Consider the following 19,360-nt stretch of genomic DNA (forward strand, 5'->3'; position numbering starts at 1 on the left):
GCACCACCTACAGCACGAACTGCACGACGGTGTAGATGCCGAAGCCCAGCCCCAGCGACCCGACGAGCGAGCCGACCCACGCGAGTACCGTGTACCCCATCTTCGCCCGGCTCACGCCCGCGTCGCCGGCGGCGTAGCCGGCGCCGACGATCGCGGAGACGATGATCTCGTTGAACGACACCGGGATCCCGAACGCGACCGCGGTCTGGGCGATCGCGAACGAGGGGATGAGCGCCGAGATCGACCGCCGCGGCCCCATCGAGGCGTAGTCCTGCGAGATCGCCTTGATCATCCGCGGCGCGCCGGTCCAGGACCCGGCCAGCAGCCCGACTCCGCCCCCGACGAGCAGCGCCCACAGCGGGATCCCGGCGTCGCCGACGAACAGGGGCACGAGCGGCCCGATCGCCAGCCCGACCTGCGACCCGCCGGCGGAGAACGCGACGAGCCCCCCCATCGCCAGCAGGAACCGCCGCTGGGCCCCCTCGCGGTCGCGGCCGAGGTCGAGGTACACCGCGACGGTGACGACCGCGGCCACCGCGGCCGTGACGAGGGGCGTGCCGACCGCGCCGACCCCGAGCCCGGGCCCGATCGCCTGCGAGAGCGACGCCTGCTCGCCCGGGGGGCCGAGCAGCGCGAACCCGACGTTCGCGACGATCGCGCCGACGAGACCCGCGAGCGCCGCGGTGAGCGGTCGCTCGGGGAGGCGCTCGCCGATCAGCGAGCGCGCCACGACGTAGGCGATCCCGCCGCCGACGAACGGGGTGAGCACCCACAGCGTGAGGATCTCTGTGTACTTCGGCCACGCGGGGTCGCCGCCCATCGCGAGGCCCACGCCGACCACCGCGCCGGTGACGGTGAAGGCGGTCGCGATCGGGTACCCGGCGAACACGCCGACCGCGACGAGCCCGGCGGCGGTGACCAGCGCGACGATGGCCGCGCCGGCGGTGAGCGTGACGCCGCCGATCAGCTCCGTGCCGACCGCCTCGGTCACGTTCGCGCCCTGCAGGACGGCGCCGAGCAGCCCGAGGACGCCCACGATCAGCCCGGCGCGCATCACGGAGATGGCGTTCGCCCCGACGGCCGGCGCGAACGGGGTGGACCCCGAGGAGCCGGCGCCGATCGACCACGCCATGAACATGCTCGCCGCGCCGGCGACGCCGAGGGTGAGAACGGTGACGACGACCATTACCGCTGGCCGTCCTCGTACCCCTCGCGGAGCCCGGTCAGCGTGCGCCGGACGAGGAGGAACCCGAAGAAGAAGAGCCCGAGCAGACCGACGAGAATAACCACGAACAGCGGTTCGACCGAGAGCATACAGTCGAATCCGTCGGCACGGTGTTAGGCGTTTCGGGACTCCCGTCCGCCGGCGGGCGGTGACTAAAGCGCGTGTTTGTCCCTAAGCTAGGTATAAGCTATCTCCGGCGTAACGTACGGACGCGACCCCCGCTTCGGCCCTCTCCCCCGCGATCGCTCCGCGTCGATCGGGCCGGTCCCCGCCGATCGCTCCCCCCTGCCCTCCCCCTGCTTTCCCCCCTCCCCATCCCCGGTCGTTCCGGCCCGCCGGCGCGGCTCGGCCCGCGGGGCGTCGCGTCCCGCCCGCTCTCCCCCCCCCTTCTCCCGCGGGCGGTACTTCTCACGGCCCGATCCGAAACCGCTCGAAGACCTCCCCGTCCGGCGTGACGAGTCGCCCGTCGAGCGCGGTCTCGCTCCCGTCGCGCCCGTCGGTCTCGCCCCCTCCGTCCCCGTCCGCATCCACCTCGGTCGCCGGCTCCAGTTCGGCGTGTCCCGGTCGGTTCCCTCGCGGCTGTGCGTGGCTCCCGGGGTTCAGGATCGGGAGGTCGCCCGAGTCGTCGAACCGCGGGCGGTGGCTGTGCCCGCAGATCACGGCGTCGGCGTCGCGTCCCCGACCGAGCATGACCAGTCCCGTGTCCCCGCTGCGGTGGCGGTGGGTGACGGCGAACCGCACGCCCGCGTACTCGACCGTCCGGACCTCCGAGAGGCGGTCGCGGATCGCGGCGTCGTCGTTGTTGCCGTACACCCCGCGTAGCGTCCGCGCCGCCGACTCGAAGGCGTCGAGCACCGGTTCGCGGTAGAAGTCGCCGGCGTGGACGACGAGGTCGGCCTCGCGGACCGCCTCCGCGGTGCGCCCCTGCAGCTTCGACTCCTCGCGTGCGTGCGTGTCGGAGACGACGACGAGCATACCCGCAGTCCGTGCGCGCCCGGCTTAAGAAGCGCGCCCGGGACGAGTACTCGAATGTGCCGGGGCGGTGGCGCGTGCCTGCGAGCGGCCCGCTGGCCGCGAGCAGCACGCGCGAGGGAGCCGGTGAGCGCTCGGTGAGCGCTCGGAGAGCGCGAACCGCGAGGTTGGGGTGGTGTGAGGTGCGGTCGCTGTGCGGTGCGGGGTGGGACTCAAAGGGGCAGCAGGGAGGCGGACGCAGGCGACGTAAGCACCGCAAGGAGTGAGCGGAGCGAACGACTGAGGAGCGCAGCGAGCGTGCGTCCGCCTCCCGGCTGGGGCTTTGGAGGTGTACCCAGTCGATTCTCAATCGTCATCATATCGCCGAACGACCGGAGCTTCGGAGACGGTCTGCCCGCCGCTGCTACCGTCGGTCTGTGATAAATAACTGCGATCGTACGCCGCGAACGAACCGAGACTTCGATCGTAACTGACCTATTCCTCTAACGAAAGCGACGCGAGCAGCGACTCCAGTTGCACCTGCTCGTTGGCGCCCTCGGCGATCCGGTAGTCGGCCTCGCCGATCCGCTCCATCAGCGCGACCGCCTCGCGCTCGCTCAGGTCGAACTCCCAGACGGAGCGGTGGAGCTGGTCGATCACGTCGCCGCCGGCCATCCCCGTCTCCGTGAGCAGCGTGTCCAGGGTCGCCCGCGCCCGCGAGAAGTCGCCCTCCAGCGCGTTCGTCACCATCGACTCGATCTCCTCGGGCCGCGCGGTCGCCGTGATCGCGTACACCGCCTCCTCGTCGACGACGTCGCCGGTCGTCGCCGCCGCCTGCAGCGAGTTGATCGCGCGTCGCATGTCGCCGTCGGCGGCGTACACGAGCGCGTCGACGCCTTCGTCGGTCACCTCGATCCCCTCCGCCGCGGCGATCTCGCGGGTCTGCGCGGCGACGGCCGCGTCCGAGAGCGGCGAGAAGCGGAAGACGGCGCAGCGCGACTGGATCGGGTCGATGATCTTCGACGAGTAGTTACACGAGAGGATGAAGCGGGTGTTGTCGGAGAACTGTTCCATCGTGCGGCGTAATGCTGACTGAGCGTCATCAGTAAGCGAGTCCGCCTCATCGAGGAACACGATCCGGAAATCGCCGCCGAACGACGAGCGCGCGAATCCCTTGATCCGGTCGCGCACCACGTCGATACCGCGCTGGTCGGAGGCGTTGAGCTCGAGGAAGTTGCCGCGCCAGTTGTCCTCGCCGTACACCTGCCGGGCGATGGCGGTGGCCGCGGTCGTCTTCCCGGTACCGGCAGGCCCCCCGAAGAGCAGGTGGGGGATGTCGTCCTGCTCGATGTAGCTTTCGAGCCGCTCGACGATCTCCTCCTGGCCGTGGATGTCGTCGAGCGACTGCGGCCGGTACTTCTCGATCCAGATCTCCCGGCCGGTCGCGGTCGCAGCCGTCTGCTCGTCGGCCTCGCTCATGGCGGATCGGAAGGTCGGCGGGGTGATAAACGAACCGAGAACGGGGCGCGGGCGGGACCGGGTCCCGGCCGTCGGCTCGGGCGAGTCAGTCGACGCGGTCTCAGGCGAACTCGTCGATGAGCTCGGGGACGACCTCGAACAGGTCCCCGACGACGCCGTAGTCGGCGATGTCGAAGATGGGCGCGTTCGGGTCGGTGTTGACCGCGATGATGGTGTCCGACCCCTTCATGCCGGCGACGTGCTGGACCGCGCCGGAGATGCCGACGGCGATGTACACGTCGGGGGTGACGACCTTTCCGCTCTGGCCGACCTGCCGGTTCTTCGGGAGCCAGCCGTTGTCGACGATCGGCCGGGAGGCGGACAGCGTCGCGCCGAGCGCGTCGGCGAGCTCCTCGACGAGCTCCAAGTTCTCCTCCTCCTCGATCCCGCGCCCGACCGAGACGAGCACGTCGGCGTCGGCGATGTCGACGTCGCCGCCGCCGACCTCCTCGAAGCCGGTGACGCGCGCGCCGGACTCGGGCAGCTCAACGTCGACCGACTCGATCGCCGCGTCGCCGACGCCCTCCGCGGGCGCCCACTCGCCGCCGCGGACCGTGAGCACGTGGCGGTCGCCGTCGACGTCGACCGTCGTCTCCACCTTCGAGCCGTACATCTCGCGGGTGACGGTCAGGCCGCCGTCGTGCTCGAACCCGATCGCGTCCGTCACCAGCGGGAGGTCGCGGTCCTCGGCCACCGCGGGGACGTAGTCGAGGCCGTTGACCGAGTTCGGCGCCACGACCGTCCCGGCGTCCGTGCGGTCGAGCAGGGCTCCGACCGCCGCCTGGTAGACGTTGTGGTCGAACTCTTCCCCGTTCTCGACGGCGTGGATCGCGTCCACACCCTCGCGGTTCAGGTCCTCGGTGAAGCCGTCCACGTCCCCGCCGATAACGGCGACGTGGAGGTCGCCGCCGCGCGCGTCGGCGAGCTCGCGGCCGGCCGTGATCGCCTCGTAGGAGACGTCGCGGAGCTCCCCGCGGCGGTGCTCGGCGACGACGAGCACGCTCATCACGCGCCCACCCCCTTGTCACGCAGCACCTCGGCGAGGCGTCCCGCGGCCTCGCCGGCGTCGCCCTCGATCATCTCGGCGTCCGACTCGCTCTCCGGCTCGTACATCGAGGTGATCGTCAGCGCGCTCTCGACGTCCGCGGCGGTCAGCCCGAGGTCGGACAGCTCCTTCGCGTCGATCTCCTTGCGCTGCGCCTGCCGGATGCCGCGCAGGCTCGCGTAGCGCGGCTCGTTGATCCCCGTCTGCACGGTCAACACGGCGGGGAGGTCGACGTCGGTGAGCTCCTCGACGCCGCCTTCCAGCTCGCGGCGGACGTGCGCGACGCCGGCGTCCGCGTCGACTTCGAGGTCGTTGACGACCGCGGCGTGCTCGAAGTCGATCCGCTCGGCGAGCGCGACCCCGGTCGCGCCGAATCCCGTGTCGGCGGCCTGGACCCCGCCCAGCACGAGGTCCGGCTCCTCGGCCTCGACGACGGCCTCGATCGTCGAGACCTTCGCGGCCACGTCGGCGAACCCCTCCTCGAAGGCGTCGTCCCAGACGCGTACGGCGCGGTCCGCCCCCTTCGCGAGCGCCATCCGGATCGTCTCCTCCGCCCGCTCCGGGCCGACGGTGACGGTGACGACCTCGTCGGCGACGCCGGCCTCCGCCAGCTGCACCGCGGCCTCGACGGCGTAGTCGTCCCACTCGTTGAGGTCGTACTCGAGGTCCGACTCCGCGATGTCGGTCCCCTCGATCGCGAAGTCGTCGTCCGCCTCCGCGACCTCTTTGACTGTCACTAGAACCTTCATGATCGTTACTCCGTCGCTCGCCCTGTAAGGGTTTTCGAAACGCCTCACTCGCCGCGAGGAGTTGGCTCCGGACGGGCCTCGCCGCCTACCGCGTTCGGGATCCGGGGCCCCTTCACCGCCCGGCGCGGTCGTCGTCCGCCGTCCCGCTCTCTCCGTCCGCCGACTCGTCGTCGCCGTCCGGAAGCGAGATCAGGTTCTCGCGGCCCAGGCGGAGCTTCTCGATCCGTCCCCCGTCGGCCATCTCCGACAGGAGCTGCGAGACCTTCGCGTCGGACCAGCCGGTCTCGGAGACGATGTCGGCCTGCCGCATCCGTCCGCCGTTCTCCGTGAGAAGCCGCTCGACGCGCTCCTCGTCCGAGAGCAGCGAGAGGTCCTCCTCGGGCTCCGACTCCGCGGACCCGTCGGGATCCCCCTCGGCGTCCGGCGGCCCGACCGCCCCGCCGTTCGGGCCGGCTCCCTCACCCGTCTCCCGGAAGGCGCCCTCGCCGTTTCCGTTCGCGCCGTTCGCGCCGTTCGCGCCGGCTGCGTCCGTCACGTCGTCCCCATTGGTCTCTATCCGCCGGTAGCCGACGACGCTCCCCGCGATGAGCAGCGCGGCGACGACGATCGCGGCGGTGAGCATCTCCCACGGGGGGCCCACGGGCCCCGTCGACGCGTACACGACGGCGACTCGCTCGCCCTCGGCGAACGTGCGCGGCCCCTCGATTATCACGGCGTTGTCGCGGAGCGGGACGGTGGCGCCGGGGGTCCCGGTGACGGTGTACCGCTCCGGGGTCGCCACCTCCAGCGTCTGTCCCTCGCCGAGCGACCGGAGCCACGTCCCCTCAGGGGTCGTCAGCGCGTCGCCCAGCACGAGGTCGTCGCCGTCGGTCCCGAGGAACTCCGTCCAGACGAACGTCAGTCGGAGCTCGCCGACGGCGACGGTCCCGTCGTCGGCGACGTCGAACTCGGACGGATCCTCGTGGACGATCACTTCGCGGTTGACGGCCCGGATCCGCATCGTCCGGTCGACGGTCCGGCTCGCCTCCCGCGCGAACCCCTCGAACAGCGCGGGGGTCGGGCCGACCTCGCCGTCGCGGAACCGCTCGCCGGCGCTCCGGAACGCCCCGACCTCCGTCTCGTCGGCCAGCGCGTACCTGACGGACACCTCCCACCGCGCGTCGCGGTCCGGCGTCGGTTCGATCCGGATCCGGGTCGCCGTGTTCGGGTCGAAGTCGGAGTCGATCTGCGCGGCGGGGCCCGCGGTCGTCCCGAGGGCCTCCGCCGACGGCGCTTCGGCGGTCTGCGCTCCGTGCGAGGCCGACGGGTCGAGCGGAGACGCCGCCGGGGACGCGACCGCGCCCCCGGCGACCGGCGCCGCGACGCCGCCGACGAGGAGGAGGGCGAACAGCGAGACGAGGAGGACGCGAAGGGGATTCCGCATGCACGTCTGTCCTCTCGTGGACCGGGCAAAACGCTTTCCATAGTCGGTTTGTGGGCGGGAAACGTCCGTTCGGTCATCCGAAGCGTCGCAGACCGACCCGGCGCCGCCGGGCCGTGCGGGGCCGTTGAGGTGGATTTTTTATATCAGGGGTCGAACCATCGAACGATGAGAGCCCTCCCTATCGTCGTCGCGGTCCTGCTGCTGGTCGTCCCGGTCGCAGGGACGACGTCCCCCGCTTTCGGGTCCGACTCCACGGCGATCGCCGAGGTCCCCGGCTCGATTCCGGTCGATGCCGCCGACCCGATCGAGCCGCCGCGGCTCCCGAACGACCCCTCGCAGGTCGACGAGCCGAACCTCACGTTCCGAACGCTCTCCGCGCCGGCCGGCGCCGACTCCCGGGTCGCCAGCGCTCCCCGCGGCGCGAACCTCGGTCCCGCGCTCTCCTTCTCGGTCGCGGACGCCGAGGCCGCCGTGGAGACCGCGGCGGTCGTCGACCGGATCGAGAGCGCCGAGACGAACGCGGAGCGGCGTCGACTCATCCTCGCGGCGCTCGATCGCGTCGAACGCGGCGAGGAGCGCCTCCACGGCCGCCAGTCGGACGCGTTCAGGGCGCACGCCTCCGGGAACCTCTCCGACCGGGAGTTCCTCAACGAGCTCGTCCGCATCTCCGCCATCGCCGAAGAGTACGACCGGCGGCTCGAAGAGATCGACGCGCTCGCGGAAGCGACCGACGGCTTCAGCTCCCCGACTCGGCTCGACGAGCTCCAGGTCGCGATTCAGGTGTACGAGGGGCCCGTCCGCGACCTCGCGCTCGCGACCGCCAGCGGCGAGGTCTCTGCGGCCGAGATTCATATCGAATCGACCCCGAACTCGGTCACGCTGGCGACGATCGTCGACGGCCAGTACGTCCGCGAGACGTTCCGGAACGACCGCTGGGACCGCGGCGGCGGCCCGATAAGCAACGACGCCGCGATCGAGGTAACGTCCGAGTCGTACCCCGAGACGGCGGCGCTCCGGGCGCCCGACGCGTTCGGGGTCGGCTCCGTCCAGCGGATCACCGTCCCGCACGAGTACGGGATCCTCCGCACCTTCGTCAGCGGCGGAACGCGGGAGGTGTTCGTCGAGCACCAGCGGATCGACCTCGACGCCTTCCCCGACGCCGAGCGCGTCTCCGAGACCGGCGACGGGTTCACCGTCACCGTCGACCGGAGCTACGTCGGCGGACCGGTGACCGTGACCGTCCTCGACGAGGAGACCGGCGAGCCGGAGCCCGACGTCACCGTCACGAAAAGCGTCGGTGACAGCGACAGCAGAGCGATCGGCACCACGAACGACGACGGCGTCGTCCGGACGCTCTCGCCGGCGGGGTCGTACCGCATCACCGTCGTCGACGAGCCCCGCGTCGTCGTCGTCGACGGTCTCGGGCCGATCCCGACGCCGCGGCCCGTCGACGAGGGGTAGCGCGGCACACGAACCGCGGGCGTCCGCCGTCCGGAACCGCGGGTTCCCGGCCTATCGGAACCCGGCACTGGCCTCTTGTCGGTCCCGCGACGACCCCCGACTATGCGCCTCCGCGGTCGGCCCCTCTCGCACTGGCTGCTCCTCGCCGCGCTCGGCCAGCTCGCGGCGCGTGCGGCCGTCGGCGGCGTCGCGCTCGTCGTCGACCCCTCCGGCGGCCTCGTGAACGCGTCGCCGGCTCCGCTCGCCGCGACCCCCGTCGACGACTTCCTACTCCCCGGCGTCCTCCTCCTCCTGCTGTTCGGCGTTTGTCCGCTCGTCGCCGGCTACGGGGTCAACGCGGGTCGCTCGTGGGGGCGAGCCACGGCCGTCGCCGTCGGCGTCGCGCTGGCGATCTGGGTCGGCGTCGAGACGGTCCTTGGGTTCGCCCGCCCGACACGGGGGCTGAACCTCGCCACCGCAGTCGCGGTGGCGGCGCTCGCCGCGGTTCCGCTCGCCCGGTCCTGACGTTTTTATCGGATACCGCGACCAGTCGCGCCGTGCTCTCCGACAGCTTACCGCCGCCGTCGCGCTCGCCGCCGCGTCGAAAGACCGACGCGGACGCCCGCCGCTCCGCCCGCGCGCTCGCCCCGGTCGCCGGCGTCCTCCTGCTCGCGATCACGGTCGTCCTCGCGGGCGGCGTCGTCACCGTCGCGCTCGGCGCTCCCGCCGAGCCCGTCGAGCCCGCCCCGACGGCGTCGCTGTCGCTGTCGGCGACCGACGACCGGATCGCGGTCACGCACCGCGGCGGCGACGCCCTCGACGCGAGCGAGCTCGACGTCCGCGTCACCGTCGACGGTGAGCCCCTCGCCCGCCAGCCGCCGGTGCCGTTCTTCTCCGCGGCGGGGTTCCGGCCGGGACCGACCGGCGCGTTCAACGCCGCCAGCGGCGGCGACTGGCGTGTCGGCGGGGAGGCGTCGTTCCGCGTCGCGGGGACGAACGACCCCGTCCTCGAACCGGGCCGCGCGGTCGCCGTCGAGATCTCCGTCGACGGGCGGCCGGTCGCGGCGTTAGAGACGGTCGTCGAACCGAGATGAACGACGGCGAAGCGAAGGAACCGAGCGCGTCGACCCGTCGCGCGCTACTCCCCGGGAACGCGAGCGACCGTCGTGATCGCTCGGGGGCTCCGCGGGGTCGCCCGCTGGATGTGGTGTTCGAACTCCTCGTAGCCCGCCGCCTCGAACATCCGGTCGGCCTCGTCCTCGTCGTAGAAGAGCATGATCGCGTCGGCGACCCGCTGGAGGACGCGGTTGCGCGGGTAGTCGGGGCCGACGACGAGCACCTGTCCGCCCGGCCTGGCGACGCGGCGCAGCTCTCGGAGCCCCTCGACGGGGTTCGGCCAGTACTCGATCGAGCCGGACGACCAGACGACGTCGAACGCGTCGTCGCGGAAGGGGAGCCGCTCGGCGTCGCCGCGGTAGAAGTTCACCAGGTCGCGCTTCCCGAACTTCTCGAACGCCTTCTCCATCTGGTGGACGCTCTGGTCGAGCCCGTGCACGTCGTCGGCGTGTTCCAGCAGTCCCTCGGTGCCGAACCCGGTGCCGCACCCGACGTCGAGCACCCTCGGATCGTCGCCGAACTCCAGCCAGGAGAGCGCCTCGGAACGCATCTCCTCGTTCCAGTTGAAGCGGTTGACCCGGTCGTACACCTTCGAGAGGTACTTGTAGAACAGGCGGGCGTTCGACTTGTCCTCGAGGATCCCCATTTACCGTTCCGTTGGGTCGCCCGCCCCATAACGACACGGATCCGCCCCGCGGCGGCGTCGATATGGCGGGGTATCGACGGGACGACACCGATATCTCGGCGAATCCGTTCGCGCCCCGGTCCGCCCCGCTTATCAGCCCGCCGACCGATCCACGCGTATGGACCCGACGACGAGCGGCCGGTTCCGCGTGCACGACCGGCGGCCGCGACCGGACATCGAGGACGACTCCGACGGCGGCGGGGGCGACGCAGCTCCCGACGCCGCCGACGCCCCCGAGGAGTTCGTCCTCGTCGAACTCCCGGACGGACCGATCGATCCGACGGCGGCCGACGCCGAGGACCGGTTCGATCCCCTGTACGCGACCGCGGAGGGGTACGAGGGGGAGCTCGCCGAGCGCGTGGCGTCGCTGGAGCCCGGCCACGTCGTCGACGCGACGCTGGCGTGGACGGACGCCTCGGCGCGGTTCGTCGACGTCGAGGTCGCCCGCGAGAGCCGGTTCCGGTTCGCCGACGACGTCGAGGGGATGTTCGAGGCGGCGGTCGAGACGTGGGACCGGATCCGCGCCGAGGGGGAGGCGGTCGGCTCGATCACGACCCGGTCGAACGACGGCGAGCCGAACGGAGCGCTGTACCTGTTCGCCGACGCGCCCGGCGGCGACGCCTTCGCCGACCTCCGGGCCGCGCGGCTCCCGATCGAGCCGCTCGTCGCCCGCGTCAACGAGTCGCGCGAGGACGACGGCCCGCGCGAGGTGTTCGTGCTGCGGCCCGCCGCCCACGACTTCGTCGCCGTCTACGTCGTCTTCGACCGCGACGGCGTGCTCGCCCAGACGGTCCGGGACACGTACGACCTCGGTCCCGGGTTAGCGGCGGGGCTGGAGGCGGGCGAGTTCGAGGCGGCGAAGGCGGACGATTCCGGAACCGCCGACGGCGACGGGGACGGCGAGAGCGACGGCGACGACTTCGACGCGCTCGACCGGCTGTAACCAGTCCCCGCTCGCGCCGCCGGTCGCCTCGTCGTCCCGCCTACAGCCAGTCGGCGTCGGGGTCGACCCGACCGGCCGGCGTCTCGCCGTTGAGGACGGCGGCGACGTCGGCCGCGCCGCTCCGGTTCAGGTCGTCCCTGGCCTCCTCGCTGTACCACGCCGCGTGAGGCGTGACGACGGTGTCGTCGCGACCGACTAGCGGGTCGTCCTCGGGCGGCTCCTCGGCGAGCACGTCGAGGCCGGCGCCCTTGATCGCCCCGGACTCCAGCGCGTCGAGCAGCGCGTCGGCGTCGACGACCGGGCCGCGGCTCACGTTGACGACGACCGAGTCCTCGCCGAGCCGCGCGAGCGCGTCGGCGTCCACCATCCCCCGGGTCGCGTCGGTCAGGGGGGCGTAGACGCCGACGTGGTCGGCGCGGTCGAACAGCGCCTCGAACCCGACCTCCTCGACGCCGTACTCCGCCATCTCGTCGGCGTCGACGAACGGGTCGTGCGCGAGCAGTTCGGCGTCGAAGCCGGCGAGCTGCTCGGCCGCGCGCTTCGCGATCGGTCCGAACGAGAGCAGTCCGATCGTCGAGGCGCTCACGCGGCGGACCGGCCGGCCGGTCTCCCAGCTCCAGCCGCCGGCGGCGACGTCGTCGTCGTACGACTTCAGCGAGCGCAGGCAGGCGAGCAGCAGCGAGACGGAGTGGGTCGCCACCTCGTCGGTGCAGTAGTCGGGGACGCGGGTGACGGTGACGCCCTCGTCGGCCGCGGCGCCGACGTCGACGTTGTCGACGCCGACCGCCGACCGGACGACGACCTCCAGGTCGAGCGCCGCGAGCGCCTCGGCGGTGACCGGCGTGTTGATGTCGGTGACGACCGCGTCGGCGCCCGCGGCCGCCTCGATCACCCGCTCGGCCGACCCCAGGTCGGCGACCTCGATCTCGACGGGCTCGTCGACGCGCTCGCCGAGCACCTCGCGGTACGTCTCCGGGTCGATCATCGGGAACGACGACAGGACGACCTTGGCCATGGACTCGCTTCGCCCCGACCCCACTTGATGGCTGGTATTGACGTTGTTAGGGACTCAAACGTCTATTTTCGATCGTGATATTCCGGGCGGCGACGGTCGCTCCCGAGCCGCTTCCGGAGGCTCTTTGCGCGCCGGGCGACTACGCGTTCCCGTGACCGACGAGAGCTCCTCTAAACCCCCGATGCTCGTCCTCCTCGAGTCGCTGGCGTTCTACCGGAACGTCCGGATCGGTCTCGTCGCGGGCGCCGGGCTCGCGGTCCTGCTGTACCTCGTCCGGACGCTGGAGCTGCTCGGCCCCGTGATCGACACGCGGGAGTACCCGCTGTTCGGGCCGGACGTCTGGTTCCTGTTCCTGGCGTTCGTGTTGGCGGCGACGTTCGCGCTGTTAGTCGCCGTCGCGCTCACGATCGCGGAGGCGGCGCGGGGTGCCGGTGAGGCGTCGACCGGGCGAGTCGAGTGACCCGGCGAGCGCGCCGCTCCGCGGCGCGAACGACCGTGTGGTCGGCGAGGTCGGGCGGGTCCGAACCGGTCGTCGGGTTCAGTCGGCGGTACAGGAGGCGTCGCACTCCTCGCCGGTGAACTCCTGTGCGGGCTCGGTGAGCTTGTAGAGGTTCTGTCTGGCGTCAGCGAAGTAGACGTCCTCGTCGACGACCCCGATCCCCTCCAACCGTTCGAGGGCGTACCGAACGGTTCGGGCCGACAGCATCGACTCCTGAACGATGCCCTTCTGTGTCAGCGGACCGTTGTATTCGAGCACCTTGAAGACGAGTTTGGCGCTCGGTGGGAGGTCGTCGAGCCCCTCCGATTGGGTTCCTTCCATCGTTACGATTCGAAACCGCACATCGGCATAAATGTTGATGGCCCGCGGTCCCATTTCCGGGATTCTCCCGCATTATCCGGGTTTTATTGCCGGTTATCGCGCTGATAACCAGCAACATGCTCCGGTATATGCCCGTTCGACTGACCAGTCAGTCAGCGACGGGGCTCGCGCGCGCTCTCGCCTTGTCGTCTCCGCCCGCCTCGCTCATCGCCCCCGCCCGCCTCGCTCATCGCCTCTGCTCGCCTCGCGCCGCTCGCGTTTTTTTTCGGCCTCACGGGTCCTCCGCGTTCGCGTCGGCCTCACGTCTCGCCCGCGCTCGACGCCGACGGTCCCGAACGCGCGACGGCCGGAACGAACGGCTTTTCACGGGTGCTCGCGGATCCGTTGGTATGAGCGACGACTCGGGCATGTCGGGCCACGCGCGCGGCGTGGTCGTCACGACGATCTGCTGTCTGGCGGGGATCGCCGCCGGCGTCGTCTCGGCCGCCTACGTGGGCACGACCGTGGCCGCCGCACAGAGCACGACGGTCGTGCTGGTCCTCGGCGCGTTCGTGCTCGCCCAGTTCCCGCTGTACAAGGTCATCGGCGTCGGCGACTTCGGCGTCAAGGACAACCTCTACGTGGCGTTCCTGACGTTCACGCTGTGGTTCATCAGCTACACCGTGCTGGCCACGTCCGGCGTGCAACTGGTGGCGTGAGATGGCGGACGACAGCATCGCCGTGGTCGACCTCGACAGGTGTCAGCCCGACCGGTGTAACTACGAGTGCGCGAACTACTGCCCGCCGAACCGGACGGGCAAGGAGTGCATCACCGAGCGCGGCGAGGACGCGGTCGAGGGCGACCCGGACCAGATCCACATCTCCGAGGAGATCTGTCTGGGCGAGACCTGCGGGATCTGCGTCGAGAAGTGCCCGTTCGACGCGATCGAGATCATCAACCTCCCCTCCGAGCTCGACGAGGACCCGGTCCACCGCTACGGCGAGAACGCCTTCTCGCTGTACGGGCTTCCGACCCCCGAGCCGGGCAACGTCACCGGCATCCTCGGCCCGAACGGGATCGGGAAGTCGACCGCGATCCACGGGCTCGCCGGCGAGATGGTCCCGAACCTCGGCGACCACGAGGCGGAGGCCGACTGGGACCGCGTGCTCGACCGGTTCCGCGGCACGGGGCTTCAGAACTACCTGAAATCGCTGAAGGCGGGCGACGTGAGCGTCTCCCGCAAACCCCAGTACGTCGACCAGATCCCGAAGCAGTTCGACGGCAACACCCGCGAGCTGCTGGAGCGCACCGACGAGCGCGGCGCGCTCGACGAGCTGATCGAGCGGCTCAACATCGCCCCGGTGATGGACCAGGACATCGACTCCATCTCCGGCGGGGAGCTCCAGCGCGTCGCCATCGCGGCGTGTCTCGCCCGCGACGCCGACTTCTACTTCCTCGACGAGATCACCCCCTATCTCGACATCGGCCAGCGGATGATCGTCGCCCGGCTCATCCGGGAGCTGGCGGACGACGACGCCGCCGACCGCTCGATGCTCGTCGTCGAGCACGACCTCGCCATCCTCGACCTGCTCGCCGACACCCTCCACGTCGCCTACGGGGAGCCCGGCGCGTACGGGGTCATCACCGATCCCAAGTCGGTCCGCAACGGGATCAACGAGTACCTGAAGGGGTACCTCGACAACGAGAACATGCGGATCCGCCCCTCCGCGATCACCTTCGAGGAGCACGCGCCCCGCGTCGCCTCGCGCAGCGAGACGCTGGTGGAGTACCCCGACCTCTCGAAGTCGTACGGCGACGGCGAGTTCGAACTGCACGTCGAGGGCGGCGAGATCAACCACTCCGAGGTGCTCGGCGTCGTCGGGCCGAACGGGATCGGGAAGTCGACGCTCGCGAAGCTGTTCGCGGGCTCGCTGGAGCCGGACGAGGGCGCGCTCGACTTCGCGCTCGACATCGCGTACAAGCCGCAGTACATCGAGATCGACCAGCCGATGCGCGTCGACGCGTTCCTCTCCTCGATCACCGACGAGTTCGGCTCCTCCTACTGGAACACGGAGGTCGCCCAGCCGCTCCAACTGGAGCGGATCATGGAGCAGAACCTCGCGGACCTGTCGGGCGGCGAGCGCCAGCGCGTCGCCATCGCGGCCTGTCTCTCCGAGGACGCCGACCTCTACCTGCTCGACGAGCCCTCCGCGCACCTCGACGTCGAGCAGCGCGTCCGCGCGACGACGGCGATCCGTCGGTACGCCGAGAACCACGACGCGACCGTGATGGTGATCGACCACGACATCTACATGATCGACCTCCTCGCCGACCGCCTGATGGTGTTCGACGGCGAGCCGGCCGAGCGCGGTCGCGCCGCGCCGCCGCAGGACATGCGCGACGGGATGAACGAGTTCCTCGCCGACCTCGACATCACCTTCCGCCGCGACGAGCGCACGGGCCGCCCCCGGATCAACAAGCCGGGTTCGCAGCTCGACAGCAGGCAGAAGCGCGAGGGCGAGTACTACTACTCCGGATGAGGGAAGGCCTCACCGCCGGACCGATCCGCCGTATCGAAGCGATTAAGCACGGAACCCGCGAACGGCGGGGTATGCAACACCTCATCATTCGCGGCGACCCCGGGATCCGGCGGGACGCGGTGATCGAGTACGAGGGCGAGGAGCTGGTCTGTTTCGGCATCAACGTCCAGGGCGGCTGGCACGGCCCGGACGAGCCCCAGCTCTGGTGCACCGTCGGCAGCGAGGACGAGCGCGAGGCGTACGACAAACGGGAGTACGTACCGCACTGGCTCGACGTTGACGCGGTCGACGCCGAGGAGGTCGAGGTGCTCAGCGAGAAGGGCGAGCTCGCGGTCTGAGGTCGCGGCCTGTTCTACGCTACGCTCCGCCCTACACCGGCGGGTCCGCCAGCCACGCCTCGATCGCGCCGGCCATCGCGCCGCGGCGGTGGACCGTCCCCGCTTCCGGATCGACGACGGTGCTCTCCGTGCCGGGCGTCTCGCCGTCGTCGATCACCGCGCCGACCCCCTCGCGGATCCGGTCGTCGAGGTCGGCGGGGTCGGTGACGCTACCCGTTCCGGAGACGTTCGCGCTCGTCGCGGTGAGCGGGCCGGTCTCACGGAGGAGCGCCCTCGCGACCGGCTGGTCGGGCACGCGGATCCCGACCCGGTCGCTCCCGGCGGTGAGCGCGTCGGGCACCGCGTCGCCGCGCTCGATGACGACCGTCACCGGGCCGGGGAGGAACGCCCGGGCGAACGCGACCGCGAACTCGGTGGGGCGGGCGTAGCGAAGCGCGTCGTCGACGCTCGCGACGCCCAGCGAGAGCGGCTTCGACCGGTCGCGGCCCTTCAGCTCGAAGGCGCGCTCGACGGCGTCGGCGTCGAGCGCGTCGGCGCCGAGCCCGTACACCGTCTCCGTGGGGTAGACGACGGGCTCGCCGTCGGCGACCGCCGCGGCCGCCCGCCGGACGTCGTCACGGCGGCTCGCGGCGTCGCGTCCCGGGTCCGCGTCGCGTCCGGGATCCGGCTCGGATCCGGGCCGAGGCTCCCGATCGTCTGTGTCGTCCGTCACGGCCGACCGTTCGGCCGCGATTTAAAAAAGGATGACGTGTGTGGGCGACGCGGTCGCACGGCGGAGACCGTCGTCGGGACCAGTCGAACCGGCGTCGACGAGGCCTCGGTCGAGCCGATATCGACGACGGTCTCAGTCGACGAGCCGACCGATCGCGTCGTCGATCGCCTCGGCGTCGGGGAACTCGGGGTGCTCGCTCGCGACCCACGCGTACTCGACGGTGCGGTCGGCGTCGAGGAGGAACACGGCCGGGCGCGTCTCGGTGATCCCGGTCATGCCGTCGATGTCGTGAGCGACGCCGTACTCCTCGATCACGCCCGCGCCGGGGTCCGAGAAGATCCGGACGTCCTCGCCGCGCTCGGCGAGCAGGCGCTTGTGGGCGTACGGCGACGAGATCGAGAGGCCGACCACGTCGAGGTCGTCGGCCCACCCGTGGTCGTCGATCGTGTTGTAGAGGTAGGTCGCCTGGAAGGCGCCGTCCATCGGATGGAAGACGAGGAGCGTCGGCCCGTCGACGACGTCGTCGAGCGCGCGGTCCTCCCAGTACTCCTCGTTCACGAGAGGGCGGGTGAAGTCGGGCGCCGCGTCGCCCTCGGCGACGTGGTCCGTCTCGGGCAGGGAGACGACGTCGAAGTCGGGCATCTCAGGCACCTCCCTCGTCGACTGCGCGGCCCCCGTCGGTCGCCGCGTCGTCGACTGCGCGGCCCCCGTCGGCCGCCGCGTCGCCGTACGTCCCTTCGAGGTACTCCACGATGTTCGCGCTCTCGGACATCGTCACCCCGGTCTCGCGGTCGACGATCGCCGGGACGCTCCGGGCGCCGGAAACGCGCTTGACGACGTTCCGCTCCGAGTGCATCGGCTCGACGTACCGGGACTCGTACTCCAGGCCGAACCGGTTCAGGGTCCGGACGACGCGCTCGCAGTACGGGCACGCCTGTAACCTGTACAGGGTGATCTGTGGCTCCGTCATGGGCGTCGATTCGACCGCGGGACGTGTAATCGTGTCGGCCGCGGCACGCTCCGCGCTCGCCCGGCGCGATCGAGAGCGATCCGCGGTCCGTCTCGCCGCCGACCGCCAACCGCCGACCGCCGACCCGTTCCGCCGCCGACCGCCGGTTCGCCCGCTCGTCCGGGTCGCCGAAGGTAATCCTTTAACCATCCGCCGCCGGAAGACGAATGAATATGGGCTTGTCGTCGAGCACGCTGACAGCCGGTCTGCTACAGCTGCCGATGCCGGGGGAGAACGCGGTGACGGTCCTCGGCGTCCTCGCCATCCTGACGCTGATCGGCCTGTCCGCGTTCTTCTCCTCGTCGGAGATCGCGATGTTCTCCCTCCCGCAGCACCGCGTGGACAGCCTCGTCGACGAGGGGGTCACGGGCGCGAAGACGATCCGCGACATGAAGGAGAACCCCCACCGGCTGCTCGTGACGATCCTCGTCGGCAACAACATCGTCAACGTCGCGATGACCTCCATCGCGACCGCGCTGTTCGGATTCTACCTCTCCAGCGGGCAGTCCGTGCTGGCGACGACGTTCGGGATCACCACCCTCGTCCTGATCTTCGGCGAGAGCGCCCCCAAGTCCTACGCCGTCGAGAACACCGAGTCGTGGGCGCTCCGGATCGCCCGCCCGCTGAAGGCCTCGGAGTACGCGCTCTACCCGCTGGTGGTGCTGTTCGACTACATCGTGAAGGGCGTCAACAGCGTCATCGGGGGCTCCGCGGCGATCGAGTCGACGTACGTCACCCGCGACGAGATCCAGGACATCATCGAGACGGGCGAGCGCGAGGGCGTCATCGAGGAGGAGGAGCGCGAGATGCTCGACCGCATCTTCCGGTTCAACAACACCATCGCCAAGGAGGTGATGACGCCCCGCCTCGACGTCACCGCGGTCGCGAAGGAGCAGCCGGTCGAGGAGGCGATCGAGACGTGCATCCAGGCCGACCACGAGCGCGTCCCCGTCTACGAGGGCAACCTCGACAACATCATCGGCGTGGTGACCGTCCGGGACCTCGTCCGCGAGCTGCGCTACTCCGAGGGCGAGCCGTCGCTGGCGCGGGTCGTCAAGCCGACGCTGCACGTCCCCGAGTCGAAGAACGCCGACGAGCTGCTCGCGGAGATGCAGGAGAACCGCCTCCAGATGGTCACCGTCATCGACGAGTTCGGCACCACGGAGGGGATCATCACCCTCGAAGACATGGTCGAGGAGATCGTCGGCGAGATCTTGGAGGGCGACGAGGAGGCGCCCGTCGAGTTCCTCGAAGAGAACGTCGCGGTCGTCCAGGGGGAGGTGAACATCGACGAGGTCAACGAGATCCTCGGCATCGACCTCCCGGAGGGCGAGGAGTTCGAGACGCTCGCCGGCTTCGTCTTCAACCGCGCCGGCCGCCTCGTCGAGGAGGGCGAGGAGATCAATTTCGACGGGGTCCGGATCCGCATCGAGCGCGTGGACAACACGCGGATCATGTCGGCGCGCGTAACGGTGCTCGACGTCGACGAAGAGGGGGCCGAGAAGGGCGGGGCCGGCGAGGCCGAAACGGCGCCCGACGACGCGGTATAAGTCGCCCGTACGCATCGTTCGGGCGATGGCGATCACTTGTGAGTCGTTGCTGTCGCCGGTGCGGTGAACTCCCCCAAAGCCTCAGCCGCTCGGCTGTACGTCGTGGCCGTCGCTGGTGCGGTACACACCTCCAAAGCCCCAGCCGTGAGCGGGACGCACGCTCGCTGCGGTCCTCAGTCGGTCGCTATCGCTCCCTCCTTGCGGTCCTTTCGTCGCCTGCGTCCCGCTCACGGCTGCCCCTTTGAGTCCCACTCCGACCGCAACCGCACGGCACCTCACGCCTCCCCAGCCTCGTCGCGGG

Annotated in this window: 22 protein-coding genes; 9 read left to right on the plus strand and 13 right to left on the minus strand. The window is 70.8% G+C overall.

Annotated features, from left to right (window positions below):
- Positions 1-7: 7 nt before the first annotated feature.
- The 7 genes from NO900_RS10095 to NO900_RS10125 all read right to left on the minus strand — a co-directional run bounded on the left by NO900_RS10095 (position 8) and on the right by NO900_RS10125 (position 6,911).
- The gene (locus NO900_RS10095; RefSeq protein ID WP_256409100.1) at positions 8-1,186 is read right to left on the minus strand and encodes an inorganic phosphate transporter; all 1,179 of its coding nucleotides are present in this window, start codon (positions 1,184-1,186) and stop codon (positions 8-10) included.
- A complete protein-coding gene (locus NO900_RS10100) occupies positions 1,186-1,314 on the minus strand; it encodes a DUF7859 family protein (protein ID WP_255310142.1) in 129 nt (42 codons plus the stop codon). Before NO900_RS10100 ends, NO900_RS10095 begins: the two co-directional genes overlap by 1 nt.
- 319 nt (positions 1,315-1,633) lie before the next feature.
- Complete coding sequence (locus NO900_RS10105; protein ID WP_256409101.1) at positions 1,634-2,200, minus strand: metallophosphoesterase; 567 nt, start codon at positions 2,198-2,200, stop codon at positions 1,634-1,636.
- A gap of 471 nt (positions 2,201-2,671) precedes the next feature.
- Entirely contained in the window at positions 2,672-3,655 is a 984-nt protein-coding gene (locus NO900_RS10110) for a replication factor C small subunit (RefSeq protein WP_256409102.1), read from the minus strand.
- Between the two features lie 100 nt (positions 3,656-3,755).
- The gene (locus NO900_RS10115; protein ID WP_256409103.1) at positions 3,756-4,703 is read right to left on the minus strand and encodes an electron transfer flavoprotein subunit alpha/FixB family protein; all 948 of its coding nucleotides are present in this window, start codon (positions 4,701-4,703) and stop codon (positions 3,756-3,758) included.
- Entirely contained in the window at positions 4,700-5,488 is a 789-nt protein-coding gene (locus tag NO900_RS10120) for an electron transfer flavoprotein subunit beta/FixA family protein (RefSeq protein WP_256409104.1), read from the minus strand. The genes NO900_RS10115 and NO900_RS10120 overlap by 4 nt, the downstream gene beginning before the upstream one ends.
- 112 nt (positions 5,489-5,600) lie before the next feature.
- Positions 5,601-6,911, minus strand: coding sequence for a helix-turn-helix transcriptional regulator (locus tag NO900_RS10125; protein ID WP_256409106.1), 1,311 nt, complete (start codon positions 6,909-6,911; stop codon positions 5,601-5,603).
- A gap of 165 nt (positions 6,912-7,076) precedes the next feature.
- On the opposite strand from NO900_RS10125, the gene NO900_RS10130 reads away from it, so the two are divergent.
- From NO900_RS10130 to NO900_RS10140, 3 genes are all read left to right on the plus strand, one after another.
- On the plus strand, positions 7,077-8,372 hold the full coding sequence (locus NO900_RS10130; protein ID WP_256409107.1) for a DUF7094 domain-containing protein: 1,296 nt from the start codon (positions 7,077-7,079) through the stop codon (positions 8,370-8,372).
- 102 nt (positions 8,373-8,474) lie between these two features.
- Positions 8,475-8,876 carry a hypothetical protein gene (locus tag NO900_RS10135; protein WP_256409108.1) on the plus strand — a complete coding sequence of 134 codons (402 nt, stop codon included), beginning with the start codon at positions 8,475-8,477 and terminating at the stop codon, positions 8,874-8,876.
- 32 nt (positions 8,877-8,908) lie between these two features.
- Complete coding sequence (locus tag NO900_RS10140) at positions 8,909-9,445, plus strand: type IV pilin N-terminal domain-containing protein (protein ID WP_256409109.1); 537 nt, start codon at positions 8,909-8,911, stop codon at positions 9,443-9,445.
- A 44-nt stretch (positions 9,446-9,489) separates the two neighbouring features.
- Here NO900_RS10140 and NO900_RS10145 read toward each other — a convergent pair whose 3' ends face one another.
- Positions 9,490-10,113: a methyltransferase domain-containing protein gene (locus tag NO900_RS10145; RefSeq protein WP_256409110.1), complete on the minus strand. Its 624-nt coding sequence runs from the start codon at positions 10,111-10,113 to the stop codon at positions 9,490-9,492.
- A 157-nt stretch (positions 10,114-10,270) separates the two neighbouring features.
- Between NO900_RS10145 and NO900_RS10150 the strand changes: the two genes are divergently transcribed.
- Positions 10,271-11,095, plus strand: coding sequence for a DUF6663 family protein (locus NO900_RS10150; protein WP_256409111.1), 825 nt, complete (start codon positions 10,271-10,273; stop codon positions 11,093-11,095).
- A gap of 40 nt (positions 11,096-11,135) precedes the next feature.
- Here the strand turns inward: NO900_RS10150 and NO900_RS10155 are convergent, their stop codons facing one another.
- Positions 11,136-12,110, minus strand: coding sequence for a C-terminal binding protein (locus tag NO900_RS10155; RefSeq protein WP_256409112.1), 975 nt, complete (start codon positions 12,108-12,110; stop codon positions 11,136-11,138).
- Between the two features lie 181 nt (positions 12,111-12,291).
- On the opposite strand from NO900_RS10155, the gene NO900_RS10160 reads away from it, so the two are divergent.
- Positions 12,292-12,570, plus strand: coding sequence for a DUF7536 family protein (locus NO900_RS10160; protein WP_256409269.1), 279 nt, complete (start codon positions 12,292-12,294; stop codon positions 12,568-12,570).
- 78 nt (positions 12,571-12,648) lie between these two features.
- Here NO900_RS10160 and NO900_RS10165 read toward each other — a convergent pair whose 3' ends face one another.
- The gene (locus tag NO900_RS10165) at positions 12,649-12,930 is read right to left on the minus strand and encodes a MarR family transcriptional regulator (protein ID WP_256409113.1); all 282 of its coding nucleotides are present in this window, start codon (positions 12,928-12,930) and stop codon (positions 12,649-12,651) included.
- 389 nt (positions 12,931-13,319) lie between these two features.
- On the opposite strand from NO900_RS10165, the gene NO900_RS10170 reads away from it, so the two are divergent.
- The 3 genes from NO900_RS10170 to NO900_RS10180 all read left to right on the plus strand — a co-directional run bounded on the left by NO900_RS10170 (position 13,320) and on the right by NO900_RS10180 (position 15,788).
- A complete protein-coding gene (locus NO900_RS10170) occupies positions 13,320-13,628 on the plus strand; it encodes an EMC6-like membrane protein (RefSeq protein ID WP_256409114.1) in 309 nt (102 codons plus the stop codon).
- 1 nt (position 13,629) lies between these two features.
- Entirely contained in the window at positions 13,630-15,450 is a 1,821-nt protein-coding gene (locus NO900_RS10175) for a ribosome biogenesis/translation initiation ATPase RLI (RefSeq protein WP_256409115.1), read from the plus strand.
- 71 nt (positions 15,451-15,521) lie between these two features.
- Positions 15,522-15,788: an HAH_0734 family protein gene (locus NO900_RS10180; protein ID WP_256409116.1), complete on the plus strand. Its 267-nt coding sequence runs from the start codon at positions 15,522-15,524 to the stop codon at positions 15,786-15,788.
- A gap of 31 nt (positions 15,789-15,819) precedes the next feature.
- Here the strand turns inward: NO900_RS10180 and NO900_RS10185 are convergent, their stop codons facing one another.
- The 3 genes from NO900_RS10185 to NO900_RS10195 all read right to left on the minus strand — a co-directional run bounded on the left by NO900_RS10185 (position 15,820) and on the right by NO900_RS10195 (position 17,470).
- Positions 15,820-16,500 (minus strand): L-threonylcarbamoyladenylate synthase, encoded by a 681-nt coding sequence (locus NO900_RS10185; RefSeq protein WP_256409117.1) that lies wholly within the window; start codon positions 16,498-16,500, stop codon positions 15,820-15,822.
- A gap of 132 nt (positions 16,501-16,632) precedes the next feature.
- A complete protein-coding gene (locus NO900_RS10190; protein WP_256409118.1) occupies positions 16,633-17,142 on the minus strand; it encodes a redoxin domain-containing protein in 510 nt (169 codons plus the stop codon).
- Between the two features lies 1 nt (position 17,143).
- Entirely contained in the window at positions 17,144-17,470 is a 327-nt protein-coding gene (locus NO900_RS10195; RefSeq protein WP_256409119.1) for a glutaredoxin family protein, read from the minus strand.
- A 212-nt stretch (positions 17,471-17,682) separates the two neighbouring features.
- Here NO900_RS10195 and NO900_RS10200 point away from each other — a divergent pair, with 212 nt between their 5' ends.
- Positions 17,683-19,059: a hemolysin family protein gene (locus NO900_RS10200; protein ID WP_256409120.1), complete on the plus strand. Its 1,377-nt coding sequence runs from the start codon at positions 17,683-17,685 to the stop codon at positions 19,057-19,059.
- The last annotated feature ends 301 nt before the right edge of the window (positions 19,060-19,360 follow it).

Source organism: Halorubrum rutilum (assembly GCF_024494565.1).

What these genes read in the sequence shown, in the direction of transcription:
- NO900_RS10175 (WP_256409115.1), top strand. Translation starts at nt 13,630, where the DNA reads ATGGCGGACGACAGCATCGCCGTGGTCGACCTCGACAGGTGTCAGCCC.
- NO900_RS10120 (WP_256409104.1), bottom strand. Translation starts at nt 5,488, where the DNA reads ATGAAGGTTCTAGTGACAGTCAAAGAGGTCGCGGAGGCGGACGACGAC.
- NO900_RS10110 (WP_256409102.1), bottom strand. Translation starts at nt 3,655, where the DNA reads ATGAGCGAGGCCGACGAGCAGACGGCTGCGACCGCGACCGGCCGGGAG.
- NO900_RS10095 (WP_256409100.1), bottom strand. Translation starts at nt 1,186, where the DNA reads ATGGTCGTCGTCACCGTTCTCACCCTCGGCGTCGCCGGCGCGGCGAGC.
- NO900_RS10195 (WP_256409119.1), bottom strand. Translation starts at nt 17,470, where the DNA reads ATGACGGAGCCACAGATCACCCTGTACAGGTTACAGGCGTGCCCGTAC.
- NO900_RS10160 (WP_256409269.1), top strand. Translation starts at nt 12,292, where the DNA reads ATGCTCGTCCTCCTCGAGTCGCTGGCGTTCTACCGGAACGTCCGGATC.
- NO900_RS10155 (WP_256409112.1), bottom strand. Translation starts at nt 12,110, where the DNA reads ATGGCCAAGGTCGTCCTGTCGTCGTTCCCGATGATCGACCCGGAGACG.
- NO900_RS10200 (WP_256409120.1), top strand. Translation starts at nt 17,683, where the DNA reads ATGGGCTTGTCGTCGAGCACGCTGACAGCCGGTCTGCTACAGCTGCCG.
- NO900_RS10130 (WP_256409107.1), top strand. Translation starts at nt 7,077, where the DNA reads ATGAGAGCCCTCCCTATCGTCGTCGCGGTCCTGCTGCTGGTCGTCCCG.
- NO900_RS10135 (WP_256409108.1), top strand. Translation starts at nt 8,475, where the DNA reads ATGCGCCTCCGCGGTCGGCCCCTCTCGCACTGGCTGCTCCTCGCCGCG.
- NO900_RS10150 (WP_256409111.1), top strand. Translation starts at nt 10,271, where the DNA reads ATGGACCCGACGACGAGCGGCCGGTTCCGCGTGCACGACCGGCGGCCG.
- NO900_RS10170 (WP_256409114.1), top strand. Translation starts at nt 13,320, where the DNA reads ATGAGCGACGACTCGGGCATGTCGGGCCACGCGCGCGGCGTGGTCGTC.
- NO900_RS10190 (WP_256409118.1), bottom strand. Translation starts at nt 17,142, where the DNA reads ATGCCCGACTTCGACGTCGTCTCCCTGCCCGAGACGGACCACGTCGCC.
- NO900_RS10145 (WP_256409110.1), bottom strand. Translation starts at nt 10,113, where the DNA reads ATGGGGATCCTCGAGGACAAGTCGAACGCCCGCCTGTTCTACAAGTAC.
- NO900_RS10180 (WP_256409116.1), top strand. Translation starts at nt 15,522, where the DNA reads ATGCAACACCTCATCATTCGCGGCGACCCCGGGATCCGGCGGGACGCG.
- NO900_RS10105 (WP_256409101.1), bottom strand. Translation starts at nt 2,200, where the DNA reads ATGCTCGTCGTCGTCTCCGACACGCACGCACGCGAGGAGTCGAAGCTG.
- NO900_RS10165 (WP_256409113.1), bottom strand. Translation starts at nt 12,930, where the DNA reads ATGGAAGGAACCCAATCGGAGGGGCTCGACGACCTCCCACCGAGCGCC.
- NO900_RS10100 (WP_255310142.1), bottom strand. Translation starts at nt 1,314, where the DNA reads ATGCTCTCGGTCGAACCGCTGTTCGTGGTTATTCTCGTCGGTCTGCTC.
- NO900_RS10125 (WP_256409106.1), bottom strand. Translation starts at nt 6,911, where the DNA reads ATGCGGAATCCCCTTCGCGTCCTCCTCGTCTCGCTGTTCGCCCTCCTC.